We start from the raw sequence: 18581 nt of genomic DNA, 5'->3' as shown, positions 1-18581 counted from the left end.
TACGAGTTTCCGTGTCTACTTAATCACATCCTTCAACGCTTCCCCAAATATCTTCAACCCATCGTTGACCTGCTCGCTCGTCACATTCAACGGCGGGATCCAGCGGAGGGTGTTGTCGTACGTTCCGCACGAGAGGAGCAACATTCCTTTTTCTTCGGCGGCGTGGATGACATCTTTCACCATCTGCTTTTCTTTGGCGCGGTTGCCGTTCGCGGTAAATTCCGTGCCGATCATCAGTCCCTTGCCGCGCACATCGCCGATCTGCGGATATTCCTCCTGCAGTTTGCGGAGTCCCGTCATCAATTGGATTCCTTTATCTGCGGCGTTCTCCAGCATCATTTCATCACGCATCGCGCGGATGGTGGCGACTCCCGCCGCGCAGGCGATGGCGTTTCCGCCGTACGTGCCGCCTATGGAGCCAGTGTCCACTTTTTTCATGATGTCGGTCCGCGTGAAGACGCCTGAGAGCGGCATACCTGAGGCGATTCCCTTGGCGGCGGTGATGATGTCGGGGACAACGTCGAAGTGTTCGAGCGCGAACCACTTCCCTGTTCTGCCGAATCCCGATTGGACTTCGTCGAAGATGAGCATGATGCCGTGCTTGTCGCAGATCTCGCGCAGTCCTTTCATGAAGGATGTCGGCGGGACAACGTATCCGCCCTCTCCCAAAACGGACTCGATGAGAATCGCGGCAGTCTCTTTCGGCGCGGTCTGCGAGGCGAGCAGATATTCGAGTTGTTCAAGGCAATATTGACTCGCCTGTTCTTCGGTCATGTTCATCGCGTACGCGTACGGAAACGGCGCGACGTACACTCCCGCCATCAGCGGAGCGAAACCCGCGCGGTAAATCGTCTTGGAGGTGGTGAGCGACATCGTGGCGTGTGTGCGTCCATGAAACGAGCCGTTGAAGACGATCACGTTCGGTCTGCCCGTGACGACTTTCGCGATCTTGACCGAGTTCTCCAGCGCCTCCGCGCCTGAGTTGGCGAAGTAAAACGAATCAATCGAGGGTGGAGAAATTTTCCGCAGTTCTTCGATGAGTTCTAGCATCGGCTTGTGGATGACGATGTTCGCCTGCGCGTGGATGAAGTTGCCCGCCTGCTCACGAATCGCTTCGACAACTTTCGGGTGGCAGTGACCCGTGTTCGCCACGCCGATGCCGCAGGTGAAGTCGAGCAGTTTGCGCCCGTCGTCGGTGTAGATGTACGATCCCTCAGCGCGGTCGGCGACGAAGTTGAAGATACGACTCCACGCGGGGGTCATGTGATGGAAGTTGTCTTGATAAAGTTGGCTGGTCATAAATAATCCTTTTCTGGGTATTGGCTATCAGGCTGTTTCGGCGGGTCGCGCAGCATCCTGCCTCAGTTCATGAAAGTCCGCTCAAGCGGACTCTTGGCGCCAGCCCCGAAGGGGCTTCCATGCACTGAGCAGGCGGCTTCAGCCCCGCTCATTGCGAATGGCTAGGTAAGTCCATCAGGCTTATAATTGCATCATTCATTCCATCATACTCGTTTGAACACCGAGGAGCAATCCATGGACCGAGAAAAACTTGCATTCATTAACCCTGCCACAGGAAACCAGTTTGGCGAGGTGACGATGTCCACGCCTGAGGAGGTGAAGCAGGCTGTGGACGAGATGCGCGCGTCCTTTCCTGCATGGAGCGGAAAATCTGTCAAAGAGCGAGTGCGCATCCTGAGAAAATTTCAAAACCTGTTGATCGACCAGCGCAACGAAATCTCCAGTGTGGTGAGTCAGGACACGGGCAAAAGCCGCCAGGATAGTTTAATCGAATTATTCGTCACTGTGGACATGCTCGCACAGAATTGCGCCAACGCCGCGAAGTGGTTGAAGAAACGGCGCGTTTCATCGGGCTTGTATTTTATGAAGAAGTGTATTATTGAACATCGTCCGCACGGCGTGGTGGCGGTGATTTCTCCATGGAATTATCCATTGATGATCTCATTAACGCCAATGCTTTCAGCGTTATTGGCAGGAAACACTGTTGTGCTAAAAACTTCGGAAATAACGCCTGCTGTTGGCGTATTACTCGAAACATTGTTCAAAACAATTCCCGAACTCGCTCTTTACGTGCGCGTGGTGCATGGAGACGGGAGAGTCGGCGCGGCTTTGACCAACAGCAGACCAGATTATATTTTTGTAACAGGCTCTACCGCTACTGGAAAAAAGATCATGCAAGCCGCCGCCGATAGTTTCATTCCAGTCACGCTTGAATTGGGCGGTAAAGATGCGATGATCGTCTTAGAGGATGCAGACCTTGACGCCGCCGCTCACTGGGGAACCTGGGGCGCATACTTTAACGCGGGGCAGGCATGTATGTCTGTGGAGCGCGTGTATGTGGTTGAGTCCAAGTATGATGAGTTTGTGAAACGCTCCGTTCAATACACAAAAGAGATCAATAGCGGATTTACCTTAGACGAAAACAGTCCGTATCAATTTGGTCCCATCACTGACCCGCGCCAAATTCAAATCATTGATGAGCATGTAAAAGACGCCGTTGACAAAGGCGCGCGCGTGCTTTGCGGCGGCAAAGAATCTGGCGCTTTTTACAAACCCATGGTGATGGTGGATGTGAACCATTCCATGAAATTGATGCAAGAGGAAACCTTTGGTCCGATCATGCCGATTATGAAGGTGCGGGATGAAGAAGAAGCCATCCGCCTTGCTAATGACAATTCGCTTGGGCTTGCCGCTTCGGTGTATAGCAGAGATCAAGCGCGCGCAACACGAGTAGCAGAAAAACTTGAAGCCTCTTCTATTATTATCAACGACAGTCTTGCTCAATATGGAATACCCATGCTTCCTTTAGGCGGCGTAAAAGATTCTGGGATTGGCACAACGCACGGGCGCGAGGGATTGTTAGAGTTCACTCGTCCGTACAGTTACGCCATCGGCGGCGCTCCTCCCAAATGGGACGTCGCCACCATCATGCGCAAACTCGGCAACTACGATCTCGGCGTGGCGATCATGGGCGTCGTCTACGGCACGACGTTGAAACAAAAATGGGAAACGCTTTCCCAATTTTTACACAGAGGCAAGAAAGACAAAGTTGCTTCGAGCGTAAAACCTGAACCTGTGGGCACAAAGTAAAAACAAACGAGGATTAGAGAATTAGGAGAATTGAGGATGAGACGTTGATCGTCTCATCCTCAATTACTATTTACCAATTACCAAAACCAATTCTCCAATCCTCCAATTCTCTCTTAACTCTGCGCCACCATCACATGTTTCGTGATCTGATAATCGCCGATCGCTTCCGCAGACAAATCCTTGCCGAAGCCCGATTGCTTGAATCCGCCGTGCGGGGTTTCGGAGGTCAAGGGGAGATGATCGTTGACCCAAACTGTACCAAATTCCAGTTGCGAAGAGAGGCGCATCGCGCGTCCGATGTCGCGGGTGAAGATCGAGGCGGCGAGTCCATACAACACATCGTTGCCCTTGCTCAGCGCATCTGCTTCATCCGAAAATTCCTGCACGGTCACAACGGGTCCGAACACTTCCTGTTGCACGATTTCAGAATCCTGTTGCACGTTTGCGATCACCGTCGGCTCGTAGTAATAGCCGTTATCAAATCCCTTCGGCACGCCGCCGCCCGTGAGAATTTTCGCGCCAGCGGATTTCGCGCGATCCACGAATCCAGACACGCGCTCGCGCTGGACTTTGGAGATCAACGGACCCATCTGGACTCCATCTTCAAACGGAAGCCCCACTTTGACATTCTTCATCGCCTCGACAACCGCTTCTTGCATGACCTTCGACTTGCCTCGCTCGACGTAGAGTCTGGTCGCCGCTGTGCAATCCTGCCCCGTGTTGAGCGTCGCCGCCATCGAAGCCTTCGCCGCGACAAGTTCGGGATCGGAATCATCGAACACGATGAACGGAGCCTTGCCGCCAAGTTCGAGATGCACGCGCTTTAATGTATCCGCCGCGGTCTTCATAATTTTCTTGCCCGTGCCAGTGGAGCCAGTGAGACTCACCATGCGCACATCGGGATGCTCGACGATGGCTTGACCCGCGTCGTTGCCGCCAGAGATGATGTTGACGACGCCATCGGGGATGCCCGCCTCTTTGATAATTTCACCGAGCATCAACGACGTGAGAGGCGTGCCAGGCGCGGGCTTCAACACGATGGTGCATCCCGCCGCGAGCGCGGGACCGATCTTCCACGCCGCCATCATCACGGGATAATTCCACGGCGCGATCTGCCCGACCACGCCGACAGGTTCGCGCCGATAAATGGACGTGTAGCCCGTCATGAATTCGCCCGCGTGCGAGCCGTGCGTATCACGCGCCGCGCTTGCGAAGAAGCGGAGATTATCTACTGCAAACGGAATATCGCCGCCGAGACTCACGAACTCGTACGGCTTGCCCGTGTTCTCCGATTCGACCTTCGCCAATTTTTCCGCGTTGGCTTCCATCAAGTCGGCGAGTTTCCAAATAATTTTTGAACGCTCACTCGGAGTCTTCTTCGACCAGCGACCATCATAGAACGCGGTCTTCGCGGCTTGCACCGCGCGATCCACATCCTCGCGGCTGGCGTCCACCACCTCTGCGATATTCTTCCCCGTCGCAGGGTCTTCAATCGACATCATCTTCCCACCCTTGGAATCCTCCCACTTGCCGTCAATCCAAAGTTTGTAGTTCATGGTTTCTCCTTGTATTCCCTCATCCCCAACCCTTCTCCCAAAGGGAGAAGGGAGTCCCCTCTCCAACGGGAGAGGGTTAGGGTGAGGGTGATTTACGCACCCAACCGTATCGCCACCAATTGAATATTCGTCATATCTTCCATCGCAAACTTCAAGCCCTCGCGCCCGAGTCCGCTTTGGCGGTTGCCGCCGTAGGGCATGTGATCGGCGCGGAAGTTCGGCGTGTCATTGACGATAACACCGCCGAAGTTCAATCGTTTTACCGCTTTGAGCACTCGGTTCACATCGTTGGTGAAAACGCCGACTTGCAAACCAAACTTTGAATCATTGGCTTGCTTCAACGCCGTTTCAAAATCATCGCTCGAAATGACGGATGCCACAGGACCGAACGTTTCCTCCGCCACAACTTTCATATCCGATTCAACGTTCGTGAGCACCGTCGGATAATATACAGCGCCTTCGCGTTTGCCGCCCGTCAACACCTTCGCGCCCGACCCTTGCGCCTCGTTGACCCAACTTTCGATTCGATCCACTTCCTTTGAGTCGATCATCGGTCCCACATCCACGCGCTCATCGAGCGGATCGCCCACCACCATTGCCTCCGTCGCTTTGACGAACTTTTCCGAGAACGGTTCGAACACTTTCTTCTCGCTGTAAATCCGTTGCACCGAAATACAAACCTGCCCCGAGTTGTAATATGCGCCGACCGCGCAGCGTTTGGCGACGAAATCCAGATCCGCATCGGGCGCGACGACCACAGGTGATGTGTTGCCGAGTTCGAGAGTCACTTTTTTGATTCCAGCCACAGCCAAGATATGCCGACCAATTTCAGGCGATCCCGTGAACGTAATCTTGTCCACGCGCTCGTCGGTAATGAGCCACTCGCCCACCGTCCCGCCGCCGCCGACCACGAGATTGATCGCCCCAGCAGGGACTCCCGCCTCATGCAAAATTTGGCACAACTTCACCGCCGCGAGCGGAGTCGTCGTGGCGGGCTTCAACACCACCGTGTTGCCCGCAGCGAGCGCGGGAGCCACTTTATGCGCGACCAGGTTGAGGGGAAAATTGAACGGACTGATCGCCGCGATCACACCAACGGGACGGCGGGTCCAGAATCCGAAGAATCCTTCGCCGCTTGGAACCGCGTCCAGCGGAATCGTTTCGCCGTGCAATCGTTTTGCTTCCTCAGCAGCGATCGTGAACGTGCTTTGAGCGCGATCCACTTCGGCGCGCGCAAACTTGAGCGCCTTGCCCGCCTCCGCGGCAATGGTCTTTGACAAATCCTCGGATCGTTCGCGGATCAGACTCGCCACGCGCAACAGAATATCGGCGCGTTTGTGCGCGGGCATATCTGCCATCACATCTTCGGCGCGTTCGGCGGCATCTATGGCTTTGTTCAAATCCTCTTTAGTGGCGGTTTGAACCACACCGACCGTTTCGCCGCTGTATTTATTCTTCACCTCCAGCGGAGTCCCGCTCCCGCCCCATTGACCGTCAATCAACAATTTGTATTCCATTTCGTTCTCCATGAAATTGATTTGCGTAAAGCATGGTTATTAGTGTACGCGATGATACTTTCAAAAACTTTGCAAACCTTTTAGAGGCTAGAGACTAATCTCTAATCTCCAGTCTCTGCTCTAACCCTGCGCAACCATCACATGCTTCGTGATCTGATAATCGCCAACCGCCTCCGCCGATAGATCCTTGCCGAAACCCGATTGTTTGAACCCGCCGTGCGGAGTTTCGGAGGTGATCGGCAAATGGTCGTTGACCCAGACCGTGCCAAACTCCAGTTGACTCGTGAGCCGCATGGCGCGACCGACATCTTTGGTGAACACAGACGCCGCCAAGCCGTACAACACATCGTTGCCGAAATGCAACGCCTGTTCTTCGTTGTCAAATTCCTGCACGGTGATGACGGGACCAAACACTTCGCTTTGCACGATCTCCCAATCCTGTTGAACATCCGAGATGACCGTCGGCTCGTAGTAATAACCTTTTTGCAAATCTTTCGGCACGCCGCCGCCTGTGAGGATTTTTGCTCCTTGTGATTTTGCACGATCAACAAATCCACTCACGCGCTCGCGTTGAATGCCAGAGATCAACGGACCCATCACCACGCCATCGTCAAACGGCAGACCGACTTTTGTATTCCTCATCGCTTCGACAACCGCTTCGCGCATATCTTTGGCGCGACCTTTTTCCACGTAGATACGCGTCGCGGCGGTGCAATCTTGCCCTGTATTCGCCGTCGCAGCAAAGGACGCTTTCGCCGCGACGAGTTCGGGATCCGAATCGTCGAACACGATGAACGGCGCTTTGCCTCCCAGTTCAAGATGGACGCGCTTCAACGTATCCGCCGCGGTCTTCATCACTTTTTTGCCTGTGCCTGACGAACCCGTCACGCAGATCATGCGCACGTCGGGATGCTCTGTCAACGCCTGACCCGCGTCGTTGCCGCCAGCGATGATGTTGACCACGCCGTCGGGAATCCCCGCTTCTTTTATTAATTCAGCAAGCATCAACGTGGTGAGCGGAGTCCCAGGCGCGGGCTTCAACACGATCGTGCAACCCGCCGCGAGCGCGGGACCGATCTTCCAGCCCGCCATGTTCAACGGATAATTCCACGGCGTGATCTGCCCGATGACTCCCACAGGCTCGCGCCGATAGATGGACGTGTATCCCGCCATGAACTCGCCCGCGTGCGATCCATGCGTATCGCGCGCGGCGGTGGCGAAAAATCTCAGGTTGTCAACAGTAAACGGAACGTCGCTTGCAAGACTCAAAAATTTATACGGCTTGCCCGTGTTCTCACTTTCGACGCGCGCAAATTCCTCCGAATTGGCTTCGAGCAAGTCCGCCAGTTTCCAGATCGCCTTCGAGCGGTCGCTCGGCGTCTTGCGCGACCAACGCCCATCATAAAACGCGGACTTCGCGGCTTGCACAGCCTTGTCCACATCCGCCCGCGACGCGCCCTGCACCTCCGCGATTCTTTCGCCCGTGGCAGGATTCTCGATCTGCATCTTCTCGCCGCCTTGCGAATCCACCCACTTGCCGTCGATCCAAAGTTTATAGTCCATCTTTTCTCCTCGTGAGAATTTTAGGAACATGGCTTACGTGTAGTTGGCGTTCTCTAACGCCAACTATTCACTCGGCGCGTTAGAGAATGCTCCCTACGCATGGTTCCGCATAGGCTCTGATGATGTTGAAATTATACAGAGACGATTAATCGTTGGCAATTCATTTATTCCGAAATGGACGAGGGAGGGTAAACACGTATACACGTAGACAAGTAAACAAGTTTCCCATGTGTACGTGTTTACCTGTGTACTTGTGTACCTGTCTACCGAATCCCATACGGAAACCCATACTCCGCCATCCGCTCCATAAACGGGATCGGATCGAACGCTTCGGGTCCCAGCACGCCCGCGCCCTTCCAGATTCCTTTTTCGAGTAACTCCATCGCGATGACGGGCGTGAACGCGGTCTGCGCGACGACCGCCTGGCAGTTCCACTTGCTCATGCACTCTTGATTATCGGCGACTTGATAAAGGTAAACTTCTTTTTGCTTTCCATCTTTTGTGCCTTTCACCCACGTCCCTGCGCAGGTTTTGCCGTGCATCTTGTCGCCGAGGTGCGCGGGATCGGGCAGGCACGCGGCGACCACATCGCGCGGTGAGACTTCGACTCCTTTGACTTTGATCTTTTCCTTGTTGTCTAAATTTAACTTGTGAAGGGTCCGCAACACATCAGTGAATTCATCGCCGAGACCGTATTTGAATGTGACACGTTTGACATTCTTGATTCCACGCGGCACAAGCAGGACTTCCTCATGCTCCACGTTGACCACTTCCACTTTGCCGATGCCTTCGGGGAAGTCGAACATTTCGGGTTCGGAGAACGGTGCGGTGGTGAACCAGCCTTTGCCTTCCTCGTACACAACGGGCGGATTCAAACATTCTTCAATCGTCGTCCAAATTGAAAATGTCGGCGCGAATTTGTAGCCTTCCACATACAGGTCGCCGCCGTCGCGCACGCCGATCTCGTCAATCTCGTCGAAGAGATGATCTGCCGCGTAACGCGCGAACACATCTGCCATGCCAGGTTCCACGCCGAAACCGACGAGGGCGAGCAGACCTTTTTTCTCCCAATCCTTCGCTTTATCGAACTGATAATCGCCGAGTTTGACTCCAACCTTATTGAATGGGTCGGTCGGATGCGGCTCGGAGAGGGTCATCGCCATATCCATGTAGTTCGCGCCAACATTGTACGCCGCGTCGAAAATTTGTTTGTTGAATACGGGGTCCACCGCGTTCATAATGAGGTCAACGTTGTATTTCTTCGCCAGCGCTTCGATGCTTTCCTGTTTGCTGGCGTCAATCGCTTCGATCGGGAATCGTTCCGCATCCCCCAATTTCTTTTGCACCTCCTCGGCGCGTTTGATGTTGTAATCGGCAAGCACCATTAACTTCATCCACTCACGTGGTTTTGCAATGGCGGCAATGGCTTCCCCCACTCCCCCAACCCCTACGAGTAAGACTCGCATAAAATCCTTTCGGTTGGCTCCGCGTCCCATCTATGCGCGGGGGCGGACAAGTTTGTGTTGAACTGGCTTTTGTACGTTCCTAAATTGATCTAGCAACTTGCGAGCGCAAAGTGAACTTTGCGGTACGGTATCGGGGGCGGACAAGTTTGTGTTGAACTGGCTTTTGTACGTTCCTAAATTGATCTAGCGACCCGCAAGCGCAAAGTGAACTTTGCGGTACGGTATCGGGGGGCGGACAAGTTTGTGTAGCGGTAGTAATGACTTCAGTCGTTCAGATATGGAAACGACTGAAGTCGATACTACGTTGTCAGGTTTGAATAAAATCGACGAAACCGAATCAGCCGTCCCCGGCGATTGAAGCGGGGGTGGATAAAGATTGGAGGCTGGAGGTTAAGTCTCCAGTCTCCAATCTCTCTTCTTTAAATCTAGTTGCTGCCTTTTACTTCCACCCAAATATCATCGTAGAGCGGCGTGGCGTCGCCGACATCTTCGATGCCGTGTCCGTTCGCCACGACTTCGGCGGGCGGGTTGGTGATCGGCGAATCGGCGTAGGCGCTATACACTTCCGGTTGATTCGCTTTGGCGTATTCCAACGCGGCTTTGTTCGGGTTCGTGTATTGGAAATCGCGCATGGTGAGCCAGAAGATATCGCCTTGCATCATGTAGTTCAGCCAGGCATAAGCCGCATCGGCGTGAGCGGCGTCTTTTAGCATCACAAAGTTATCCTGCCAAAGGATGGGACCTTCGGTCGGGTAAATGTATTGGATGGCTGGATTCTCCTGGTTGGCGATATATGCCTCGCCGGTCCAGACCATGCCGAGGTCCGCGTCGCCGGCGATTAGCGCGGTCTTGGGGCTATCGCTATCGAACACTTTGATATTGGCGACGAGTTCAGCCAGTTTTGCCTTGGCTTCATCGAGTTGAGCGGGGTCGGTGGTGTTGACATCGTACCCAAGCGTGAGGAGGGTGATACCGATGACCGCGCGCGAATCGTCAATGAAGACCATCTTCCCGGCGTACTCCGGTTTCCACAGGTCTGCCCACGATTGGGGCACGTTATCAACCGCGTCGGTATTCACCACGATCGCATCGGTGCCGGCAAGGTAGGGGACGCTATATTTGTTGCCCGGGTCGAAGCTTTTGTCCAACCAGCCCGTGTCGATGTTCTTCAAGTTGGGCAGTTTGGCTTGATCGTACTCTTGCAACAAGCCCTGGCGGATCATCAATGGGACGATGTAGTCGGTCGGCTGGACGAGATCGTACGCCGTGCCGCCCGCAGAGACCTTGGCGTACATTTCTTCGTTGCTGGAATATTCATCGCGGTTCAACTTAATACCGTAGACGAGTTCGAAGCAATCGAGCATGTCTTGCGGGAAGTATTCCGTCCACACGAAGACGTTCAACTCGGTCGAGGTCACTTCTACGCGCGGGCTTGGCTCCGGGCATGTAAAGCCGCTGGAGGTAACCTTTGCGCCGTCTGTTGTTTGAGGCTCCGAAGGTTGTTCGCCTCCGCCGCCGCAGGCTGTGAGGATCAGGCTGATTGCCATGACCAATCCCAGCCACTTCATGGTGCTTTTGTGATTCATTTCTCTCTCCTTCTAAAAAGATTTTGTTACATTGGCAACGCGGAGACTCCGCGAAATACCTGAAGTCGCGCGAACTGAAGTTCGCATGACGAGACTTTCATTTAATGCTGTTTCGCCTCGCGGTTTTGGAGCCATTGCAAAATCAACACCACGGAAAAGACTGTCAGAATCCAAACAGTGGACAGGGCGTTGACCTGCGGCGTGATGATCCTGCGAAGCAGACCGTAGACGTAAATTGGCAATGTTGTTGAGCCCGGCCCGTTGGTGAAGAAGGTGATGACGAAATCGTCGAGCGACAGGGTGAACGCCAGCAACGCGCCGGAAAGAACGCCGGGCAGGATCATGGGGAAGGTGACGCGGCGGAACGTCGTCCATTCGTTGGCGCCGAGGTCCATGGCGGCTTCTTCGTAGGATTTGTCGAAGCCCTGCAAACGCGCCTGCACAACGAGAGTCACGAACGGAACGCTAAAGGCGATGTGGCTGACGATGACGGTACCCAAGCCCATGCTGAGTCTCGAATCGCCCGTCAAACCGAGCGAACCGTTGATGACACCGAACAACTGACTGAAGAGCGTCAGGATGCCGATACCCATCACGATCTCTGGTATGACGATGGGGATGTATAGCGAAAGTTGCGAGAAGGGTTTAAGTTTAAACTCGTAGCGTTGAAGCGCCAACGCCGCCATGGTGCCGATGACCGAGGAAATCAGGGTGGAGACGATGGCAATCGTGAGGGTATTCCCCGCCGCCTCGGCGACATCCTTGTCTTTTGCAAGTTCGCAAAACCAGTGGAACGGTCCGCACGGGCTGGCAATGACCAGACTGCCGTCCATCACGGTTTTGTCGCTAAAGGTCGGAACGAATCCTTCAAACGTGACGTTCGCCCGCGACGCGTTGAACGAGAACAGAATCAGCACAATGATCGGCGCATATAAAAACACATACACCAACATTGCCGTAGAAAAGATAAAGGGGTGACGACGATGGGGGTTCATGCCGCAACGATCTCCTCTCCGAAGCCGAATTTGCGCGTGTAGAAATACGTCACGATCAGGGTCATGATCATCAGGATCAACGAAGCGGCGCTGCCGAAGGTTGGGTCGCGCGCGTCGAGAAATTGACGTTGGATCAGGTTGCCCACCAGAATCACCTGCCTTCCGCCGAGAATATCGGAGACGATGAAGGTGCCCATCACCGGGATGAACACCAAAATGGTGCCAGCCACCACGCCCGGCATCGAGAGCGGAAGCGTGACCCGCGCAAAGGTTTTGAGTCCGTTCGCGCCGAGATCGGCCGCGGCTTCATATAAGGAGTTGTCAATTTTTTCAAGGGAAGTGTAGATCGGCAGGATCATGAACGGCAGAAATTCGTAGACCATGCCCACCAACACAGCGCCCGGCGTGTACAACATTTCCAACGGCGTGAAAGGGATGTTGAACAAGCCCGCCAGCCAGCCCAAACCCAAATTGATCACGCCTTGCGTGCGCAGTAACATCATCCACGCATACACGCGGATGACGAAGTTCGTCCACAGCGGAATCAAGACCATGAACAAAAAGGTGTTCCGACGCAAGGGATGTGCGCGCGCGATAAAATACGCCAGCGGGTAAGCCAAAAGGATCACCAGCGCCGTTGTGTTGAACGCCAGCGACAGCGAACGCCAAAGAATCTGCAGATACAATGGGTCGAAGCATGAAGCCTGTCCATTGTCGCAATCCGTGCTGTAGCCGAGCAGGCGAATGTAATTATCCAGCGAGAACGAATAGATCACATCGCCGTCGGGGCTGCGTTGCCCGAAAGAAACAACCAAAGTAAGCAACAGCGGGATGATCAACAAGCCGATCATCCACAACATGGTTGGGCTTGCCAACAGCGTGCCTTGCGCCGATTTATTCTCACGCAATCGTTTCAACATGGCGCTACTCCTTTTTCAACACGAGAACATTTTCGGGCATCATCACCAGCGTCACGTCCTGCCCGACCGTGTAGAACGAGCCGGGGTCGAGCCGCGAAATGCGATTCTGCTCGAACACTTTCACGCGCTTCCCCATCAAGTCCACATACACGTGCGTGTCGGTGCCGATATACACCGTGTTCGTCACTTTGCCCTTGAACGTATTTTGATTCATCGGCTTCTCCGAGATCAGCACTTTCTCCGGGCGGATCGAAACTGTGATTTCCTCTCCGTTAACCAAACCCGGTGAGACGGGGATGCCGGTCACCTCGGCGTTCAATTCGGGGATAGAAACCACCGCTTCCTCTTTCGACAGCGACTTGATTCGCCCATCGAAGAAGTTCGACTCCCCGATAAAGTCTGCCACGAACTTGTTCGCCGGGCGTTCGTAAATTTCCACCGGTGTCCCCATCTGCTGGACCTTGCCCTTGCTCATCACGGCGATGCGGTCGGACATGGTCATGGCTTCTTCCTGATCGTGAGTCACGTAGACGAAGGTGATGCCCAGTTGCTGTTGCAACGCTTTGAGTTCGAGTTGCATGTCTTTGCGCAGTTTCAAATCCAACGCGCCGAGCGGCTCATCGAGCAGTAACACGTCCGGCACTTTGACCAGCGCGCGCGCCACCGCGATGCGCTGTTGCTGACCGCCGGAGAGTTGTTTGGGCTTGCGGCGTTCCATGCCGGTCAGTTGGACCATCTCCAACACATGCTTGACGCGCTTCTCGATCTCATCCTTTTGCGCGCCTTCCATCTCCAGACCGAAGGCAATGTTCTGGAAAACGGTCAAATGCTGGAAGAGAGCATAGCTTTGGAATACGGTGTTGACCTTTCTTTGGAAAGGCGGCGTGCGCCCCATCGCCTTTCCTTCGATATACACCTCCCCCTCGGTGGGCCACTCGAACCCGGCGATCATTCTCAGCGAGGTGGTCTTGCCGCACCCCGACGACCCGAGCATCGAGAAAAATTCGCCGTTCTTGATCTGCATGGTGACGTGATCAACGGCATTCAGTTCGTTTCCCTCCGGCGTGATGAACTTCTTTACGACATCTTGCAATTCCACTGCAAACTCGGCTGTCATAATACTCTTCTCCTCAGAGCAGGATTTGCTGATTGTACAATAATTTGCAGGACTTACGCAGTTAGCGGGCAGTTACACTGCCGCCGCCGCAGTGCAACTGCGGCGCAACAGGTTCAACTGCGTCAGTCCTAATTTCTTTACTTGCTCTACACAAAACGTCCCGCAGACTTGTCCTGAGTTCATCGAAGGGTTGCCTCGCGCGACGCGGCTCAGTCCGCAGACCCTGCGGGACGGTGCGTGATTTCAGCTATTTCACAACCAGCACAGGCGTTGTGGAATAACGCATCACATGCTCCGCGACGCCGCCTAACAGCATGTTGGCGAAGCCGCCTGCGCCGCGCGAGCCCATCACGATCAAATCTGGCTGTGACTCTTCCGCGGCGCGCAGGATGGCCTCCGCCGCGGGACCCTCCACCACAACGGCAGAGACTGCGATGCCATCCGCCTTGAGTTTTTCAGCCACTTCTTCGACAATCTCTTTCGCGTCTTCCGAGAGGGCTTGCTTATATTCTTCCGTCATGGCGGCGGCGCGTTTGCGCAACACAACAGACGATTGGTAGGCATACATCACTTCCACGCTGGCATTCAAGGTCTTCGCCAGATCGCTGGCGTACTTCACCGTTTTCGCCGCGTGTTCCGAGCCGTCGGTTGGTAATAAGATTTTTTTGATCATGGGGTTCTCCTCTGTTAATCTTCCTCAATCGGAACTTCCACATCGGGCTGGTCCTTCTTCACGAACTTTTTCAGGATCGGATACAAAATAGGACCCGTGGCTATCGCCGCAATGGACAAATATAACGCGCTGATACCCTCCTCCTGAATGGTGCTGACCACAGCCAGCGCAAGGACGCCGACAGGGAAGATGGTAATCAAGAATATCCCAAACCAACCTCCAGGCACGCGATACGGACGCTTCATCTTCGGGTATTTGACGCGGAACGCGATCAACGCGGCAAACTCCAACAGCAACGCCGCCGAATAGACGATCACATCCACAACGACGAGACTGGCGAACGCGCTCAACGTGAAGAACGAATAGATCGTGGCGCACACGATGATTGCCACCCAGGGAGTCTCGAACTTTGGGTGCACTTTCGTAATCGCTTTCGGCAAGTACCCATCTTCCGCCATAACGAAGGGCAGGCGCGAAATGGAAAGCAATAACGCGTTGAACAAACCCACCGCGCTAACCAAGCCGCCGATTGCCAGCCACGCCCCCAACCATTGACCTCCGATCTGCGCCGCAATTTCGGGGAAGTATCCCGCCGTCCAACCGCTCCAATCGGAGGCGACTGCCAGACCCGCAAGCACAGGCAACAGATAGGCGATGGTCACCAGCGGAATTGTCCACGCCAGCGCGCGCGGGTAATTGCGGCGCGGATTGTCAATCTCTTCGCTGACCGTGGACACGCCATCCCAGCCGAGGTAATTCCACATGACTACGAACAAGCCTACGCCGAATGCGCCGAGGAAGGTGGAGTCGGGCGGGATGAACGGCTCCCACACGCGGACAGGATTCTGAAAGAGGCGAAACAGCCCGATGACGGACATGACCGCAAACGGGGCAAGGATGAAGATGCCGAACCAGTTGGAAGAATCCCCGACGCCTTTTGATCCGCGGATATTAATCGCAGTAAACACCCAGATCACGACCAGGGTGACGCCCCAGTGGATCCATTCGTTTTCCAGCGCATGGACGTTGAATTGTTGGACAAGCAACGTGGAAAGGTAATCGGCAAACAGCACAGGGTAGATCGCCATGTCTACAAACGAGGTGACCCAACTCCACCAACCTTCTTGAAATCCCCAGAACGGGCCGAGCGCTTTCTTCACCCACGCGTAATAGCCGCCTTGAACAGGCATGGCGGTTGAAAGTTCCGCCACCATCAGCGCGGTGGGCAGGCTCCAGATCAGCGGCGTAAGCAGGATGAGCAACAACGCCATGCCAGGACCCGAATAGCCGACCAAATCTTCAAGCCCATACGCGCCGCCGCTCACGCTGAAAAACATGATCATCACCAACGGCAGGAGCGTCAGCCGCCGTTGTATGACTCGGATGGGGATGTTGCCAGTAGAAATATCTGCTGTGGTTGTCATGGTGTCTCTCTCCTAACGGCTGGACTTCACCGCGAGCCAATACTCTTCATATAACTGCGCGGCGGTCGGGTTCAGATTTTTAACCAGCGTGGCTCCCAGCAAGGCATCTTGCGGAGGATTCGAAGCAAGGCTGGCAATGTATCCATCGTAAAACGCCGCGTTGTTTTCCCTCAAATAATCGAGGGCGGCGGCGTTGGGAGTGGAATACGGGTATGCTTGAATGATGAGCGCCGCGTTCGCTGGCTCGAGCACGTAATTCATAAAGGCTATGGCGGCATCAGCATGAGGCGCGTCGGCGGGAATCGCCATGTTATCGAACCAGATACCCGCGCCTTCCTCAGGCAGGACATAGACCAGATTCGGGTTTGCGATTTCCGCCAGAGCGGCATTGCCGTTGTACATCACGCCCACCCACGCGTCGCCCGACAGCAAGTAATCCTCGGGAGCGTCCGCGTCGAACGCGACGATGCCTGGCGCGAGCTCGATCAATGTATCGCGGGCGGCGGCAAGCCTTTTTGGATCGGTTTCGTTCTTGTTATATCCCAACGACAACAAGGCGATACCCATCATCTCGCGGGCGTCATCCAAAACAACAATGTGACCAGCCAGTTCGGGCCGCCAGAGATCGCTCCAACTGGTGATCGGCTCCGAAACTTTCGTCGAGTCGTACACAATGCCAGTTGTCCCCCACAAATAGGGCAGGCTGAATTTATCGTTTTTCACCCCAGGTCGGCGGCTGTTGCCACCGCGCGGGTCAAAGTACGGATGCAAAAAGGCAGAGTCAATGTTGGTGTAATTTGGGATGGTTTCCAAATCCAACGCGAGCAGGGCATTTTGATTGATGAGTTGTTCCACCGCATAATCACTGGGAAGGATCAGATCGTACTTGCCAGGCTTATCTTTCAACCCCGCAAGCATTTCCTCGTTGGAGGAATAGGTTTCATAATTCACCTTAACCCCCGTTTGCTTCTCAAAGCCCGCGATCACTTCTTCAGGAACGTATTCTGTGAATCCATACAGATTCAATTCTGTGGAGGTGACTTCGGGAGCCTTGGGCGCGCACGCAACAAGCGCGCCGCCTACAACGACGAACAATAACGATATTGCCAGTAACCGTTTGTGCATTATTCTCTCCTTCCAACTCTGTAATTCACCGTTACGCGGTAAGGTTGTCCTTGCGCAAGAGCGACACAAATGTCGCGTTACGGATGCAACTTCTAAATTATAAACCTTTCACCACAACATCAACCGCGTCTCGCAAGCGATTCAGTCCTTCATCTATTTCACTCTGTTCGATGATGAGCGGCGGTTCGATGCGGATGGTTTGGGCGCTGGTGAGTGTGCCAGCGACTAGCACTCCGCGTTTGAATAATTCTGCCGCGACCTTGTAGCCGAGTTCGGGAGTCTGGAAGTGTTGACCGATGAGCAGTCCCTTGCCTGTGACTTTTTTGTACAACTGCGGAAACTCGTCGGCGAGTTCGGTCACTTTTTCGATGAGATAACTGCCCTTCGTCGCCGCGCCCTCCCAAAGTCGGTCACGAAGCGTGATGTTGATCGTCGCTATCGCCGCGGCGCAGGCGAGCGCGTTCCCGCCTGTCGTCGTCGTGTGCATGAACGGATTCGGATACATCATCGGCTTGAAGATTTCTTCGGTGGTCGTCACCGCGCTGACGGGCATCACGCCGCCGCCGAGGGATTTCGCCGTGGCGAGGATATCGGGGGCGACGTCCCAATGGTCAACGCCCCACAGCCTCCCCGTCCGACCGAGACCCGTTTGCACTTCATCCGCAATGAGCAGGACGTTATGTTTTTTCGTCGCGGCGCGGACGCGGGACCAGAAATCGTCGGGCGGGACGATGGCTCCCGCTTCGCCCTGGATCGGCTCGAATAAAACGCCCGCCACGCCGATGCCGACGTTGGCGCAAATGTCGAGTTGACGTTCGAGCGCGTCCGCATCGCCGAACGGGACGTGATAAATTTGCCCGCCGTAGAGCAAGCCCATCGCCTGACGATAATCCGCTTTGCCCATCATCGAAAGCGAACCCATCGTCTTGCCATGAAACGCCTTGACCGCCACGATGAACGCGGACTTGCCCGTGTAGAGTTTTGCGATCTTGATCGCCGCTTCGATGGCTTCGGTGCCGCTCGCCGCGAACCAGGAATATTTCAAGTCGCCTGGCGTGATGTCTGCCATGAGTTTGCCGAGCGCGCCGCGCAAGGGATCGAGCAATTCCTGCGAAGGCATGGGCGCGCGCTTCACTTGCGCGATGACCGCTTCGACAACTTCGGGATGACACCAACCCAAGTCCAACATGCCGAAGCCGCCGAGCCAGTCAATGTATTTGCGTCCCATCACATCGGTGAACGTGGAGCCTTTGCCCGACCATTCGACCGAAGCCCAATCGCCCGCCTCCGTCACGGACTTGCGATATTCCAGCCAGCCGCGATTGAAATGCTCGGCAAAGTTGTTTTTCGATTCTTCGATGATCCATTTGGCTTGGTCTTGTTGAGGAAAGTTGTCTTGTTTGATGATGTCGAGCCAGGTGTTTGAGTAGTTGAGGGCGTTGGTGTAGTTCATAAGATTCCTTGAGGGTAGAGATTGGAGATTGGAGATTGCGAGAATTAGAGAATTAGAGAATTGGTAATTGGCGGTTCT

The 18581-nt window shown here is 54.6% G+C and carries 14 protein-coding genes; 1 reads left to right on the top strand and 13 read right to left on the bottom strand.

Annotation, left to right across the window (positions count from 1 at the left end; genetic code table 11):
• Positions 1-15: 15 nt before the first annotated feature.
• Positions 16-1263 carry an aminotransferase class III-fold pyridoxal phosphate-dependent enzyme gene (locus IPM31_13355; GenBank protein ID MBK9007966.1) on the bottom strand — a complete coding sequence of 416 codons (1248 nt, stop codon included), beginning with the start codon at positions 1261-1263 and terminating at the stop codon, positions 16-18.
• Positions 1264-1533: 270 nt separating this feature from the next.
• Between IPM31_13355 and IPM31_13350 the strand changes: the two genes are divergently transcribed.
• Complete coding sequence (locus IPM31_13350) at positions 1534-3108, top strand: aldehyde dehydrogenase family protein (protein MBK9007965.1); 1575 nt, start codon at positions 1534-1536, stop codon at positions 3106-3108.
• A gap of 113 nt (positions 3109-3221) precedes the next feature.
• On the opposite strand, the gene IPM31_13345 is transcribed toward IPM31_13350, so the two are convergent.
• The 12 genes from IPM31_13345 to IPM31_13290 all read right to left on the bottom strand — a co-directional run bounded on the left by IPM31_13345 (position 3222) and on the right by IPM31_13290 (position 18503).
• Positions 3222-4664: a gamma-aminobutyraldehyde dehydrogenase gene (locus tag IPM31_13345; GenBank protein MBK9007964.1), complete on the bottom strand. Its 1443-nt coding sequence runs from the start codon at positions 4662-4664 to the stop codon at positions 3222-3224.
• Between the two features lie 92 nt (positions 4665-4756).
• Positions 4757-6181, bottom strand: a complete 1425-nt coding sequence (locus IPM31_13340) for an aldehyde dehydrogenase family protein (GenBank protein ID MBK9007963.1) — start codon at positions 6179-6181, stop codon at positions 4757-4759.
• Positions 6182-6301: 120 nt separating this feature from the next.
• Positions 6302-7744, bottom strand: coding sequence for a gamma-aminobutyraldehyde dehydrogenase (locus IPM31_13335; GenBank protein ID MBK9007962.1), 1443 nt, complete (start codon positions 7742-7744; stop codon positions 6302-6304).
• A 263-nt stretch (positions 7745-8007) separates the two neighbouring features.
• On the bottom strand, positions 8008-9210 hold the full coding sequence (locus tag IPM31_13330) for a saccharopine dehydrogenase NADP-binding domain-containing protein (GenBank protein ID MBK9007961.1): 1203 nt from the start codon (positions 9208-9210) through the stop codon (positions 8008-8010).
• Positions 9211-9635: 425 nt separating this feature from the next.
• Positions 9636-10796, bottom strand: a complete 1161-nt coding sequence (locus tag IPM31_13325) for a spermidine/putrescine ABC transporter substrate-binding protein (GenBank protein ID MBK9007960.1) — start codon at positions 10794-10796, stop codon at positions 9636-9638.
• A gap of 101 nt (positions 10797-10897) precedes the next feature.
• Positions 10898-11791: an ABC transporter permease gene (locus tag IPM31_13320; protein MBK9007959.1), complete on the bottom strand. Its 894-nt coding sequence runs from the start codon at positions 11789-11791 to the stop codon at positions 10898-10900.
• On the bottom strand, positions 11788-12711 hold the full coding sequence (locus tag IPM31_13315; protein ID MBK9007958.1) for an ABC transporter permease: 924 nt from the start codon (positions 12709-12711) through the stop codon (positions 11788-11790). The genes IPM31_13320 and IPM31_13315 overlap by 4 nt, the downstream gene beginning before the upstream one ends.
• 4 nt (positions 12712-12715) lie before the next feature.
• Positions 12716-13828, bottom strand: a complete 1113-nt coding sequence (locus IPM31_13310) for an ABC transporter ATP-binding protein (GenBank protein MBK9007957.1) — start codon at positions 13826-13828, stop codon at positions 12716-12718.
• A 247-nt stretch (positions 13829-14075) separates the two neighbouring features.
• Positions 14076-14501, bottom strand: coding sequence for a universal stress protein (locus tag IPM31_13305; protein MBK9007956.1), 426 nt, complete (start codon positions 14499-14501; stop codon positions 14076-14078).
• 14 nt (positions 14502-14515) lie between these two features.
• Positions 14516-15925 carry an APC family permease gene (locus tag IPM31_13300; protein ID MBK9007955.1) on the bottom strand — a complete coding sequence of 470 codons (1410 nt, stop codon included), beginning with the start codon at positions 15923-15925 and terminating at the stop codon, positions 14516-14518.
• Between the two features lie 12 nt (positions 15926-15937).
• Complete coding sequence (locus IPM31_13295; GenBank protein ID MBK9007954.1) at positions 15938-17050, bottom strand: spermidine/putrescine ABC transporter substrate-binding protein; 1113 nt, start codon at positions 17048-17050, stop codon at positions 15938-15940.
• Positions 17051-17147: 97 nt separating this feature from the next.
• Positions 17148-18503: an aminotransferase class III-fold pyridoxal phosphate-dependent enzyme gene (locus IPM31_13290; GenBank protein ID MBK9007953.1), complete on the bottom strand. Its 1356-nt coding sequence runs from the start codon at positions 18501-18503 to the stop codon at positions 17148-17150.
• Between the last annotated feature and the right edge of the window lie 78 nt (positions 18504-18581).

Origin of the sequence: Candidatus Defluviilinea gracilis (genome assembly GCA_016716235.1) — a bacterium.
GTDB classification, from domain to species: domain Bacteria; phylum Chloroflexota; class Anaerolineae; order Anaerolineales; family Villigracilaceae; genus Defluviilinea; species Defluviilinea gracilis.
This window is presented reverse-complemented; position numbering and strand designations above follow the sequence as displayed.

Coding starts and splice junctions, on each gene's coding strand:
- IPM31_13355 (MBK9007966.1), bottom strand. CDS start 1,263: ATGACCCCCGCGTGGAGTCGTATCTTCAACTTCGTCGCCGACCGCGCT.
- IPM31_13330 (MBK9007961.1), bottom strand. CDS start 9,210: ATGCGAGTCTTACTCGTAGGGGTTGGGGGAGTGGGGGAAGCCATTGCC.
- IPM31_13300 (MBK9007955.1), bottom strand. CDS start 15,925: ATGACAACCACAGCAGATATTTCTACTGGCAACATCCCCATCCGAGTC.
- IPM31_13340 (MBK9007963.1), bottom strand. CDS start 6,181: ATGGAATACAAATTGTTGATTGACGGTCAATGGGGCGGGAGCGGGACT.
- IPM31_13305 (MBK9007956.1), bottom strand. CDS start 14,501: ATGATCAAAAAAATCTTATTACCAACCGACGGCTCGGAACACGCGGCG.
- IPM31_13325 (MBK9007960.1), bottom strand. CDS start 10,796: ATGAATCACAAAAGCACCATGAAGTGGCTGGGATTGGTCATGGCAATC.
- IPM31_13310 (MBK9007957.1), bottom strand. CDS start 13,828: ATGACAGCCGAGTTTGCAGTGGAATTGCAAGATGTCGTAAAGAAGTTC.
- IPM31_13290 (MBK9007953.1), bottom strand. CDS start 18,503: ATGAACTACACCAACGCCCTCAACTACTCAAACACCTGGCTCGACATC.
- IPM31_13320 (MBK9007959.1), bottom strand. CDS start 11,791: ATGAACCCCCATCGTCGTCACCCCTTTATCTTTTCTACGGCAATGTTG.
- IPM31_13335 (MBK9007962.1), bottom strand. CDS start 7,744: ATGGACTATAAACTTTGGATCGACGGCAAGTGGGTGGATTCGCAAGGC.
- IPM31_13315 (MBK9007958.1), bottom strand. CDS start 12,711: ATGTTGAAACGATTGCGTGAGAATAAATCGGCGCAAGGCACGCTGTTG.
- IPM31_13345 (MBK9007964.1), bottom strand. CDS start 4,664: ATGAACTACAAACTTTGGATTGACGGCAAGTGGGAGGATTCCAAGGGT.
- IPM31_13295 (MBK9007954.1), bottom strand. CDS start 17,050: ATGCACAAACGGTTACTGGCAATATCGTTATTGTTCGTCGTTGTAGGC.
- IPM31_13350 (MBK9007965.1), top strand. CDS start 1,534: ATGGACCGAGAAAAACTTGCATTCATTAACCCTGCCACAGGAAACCAG.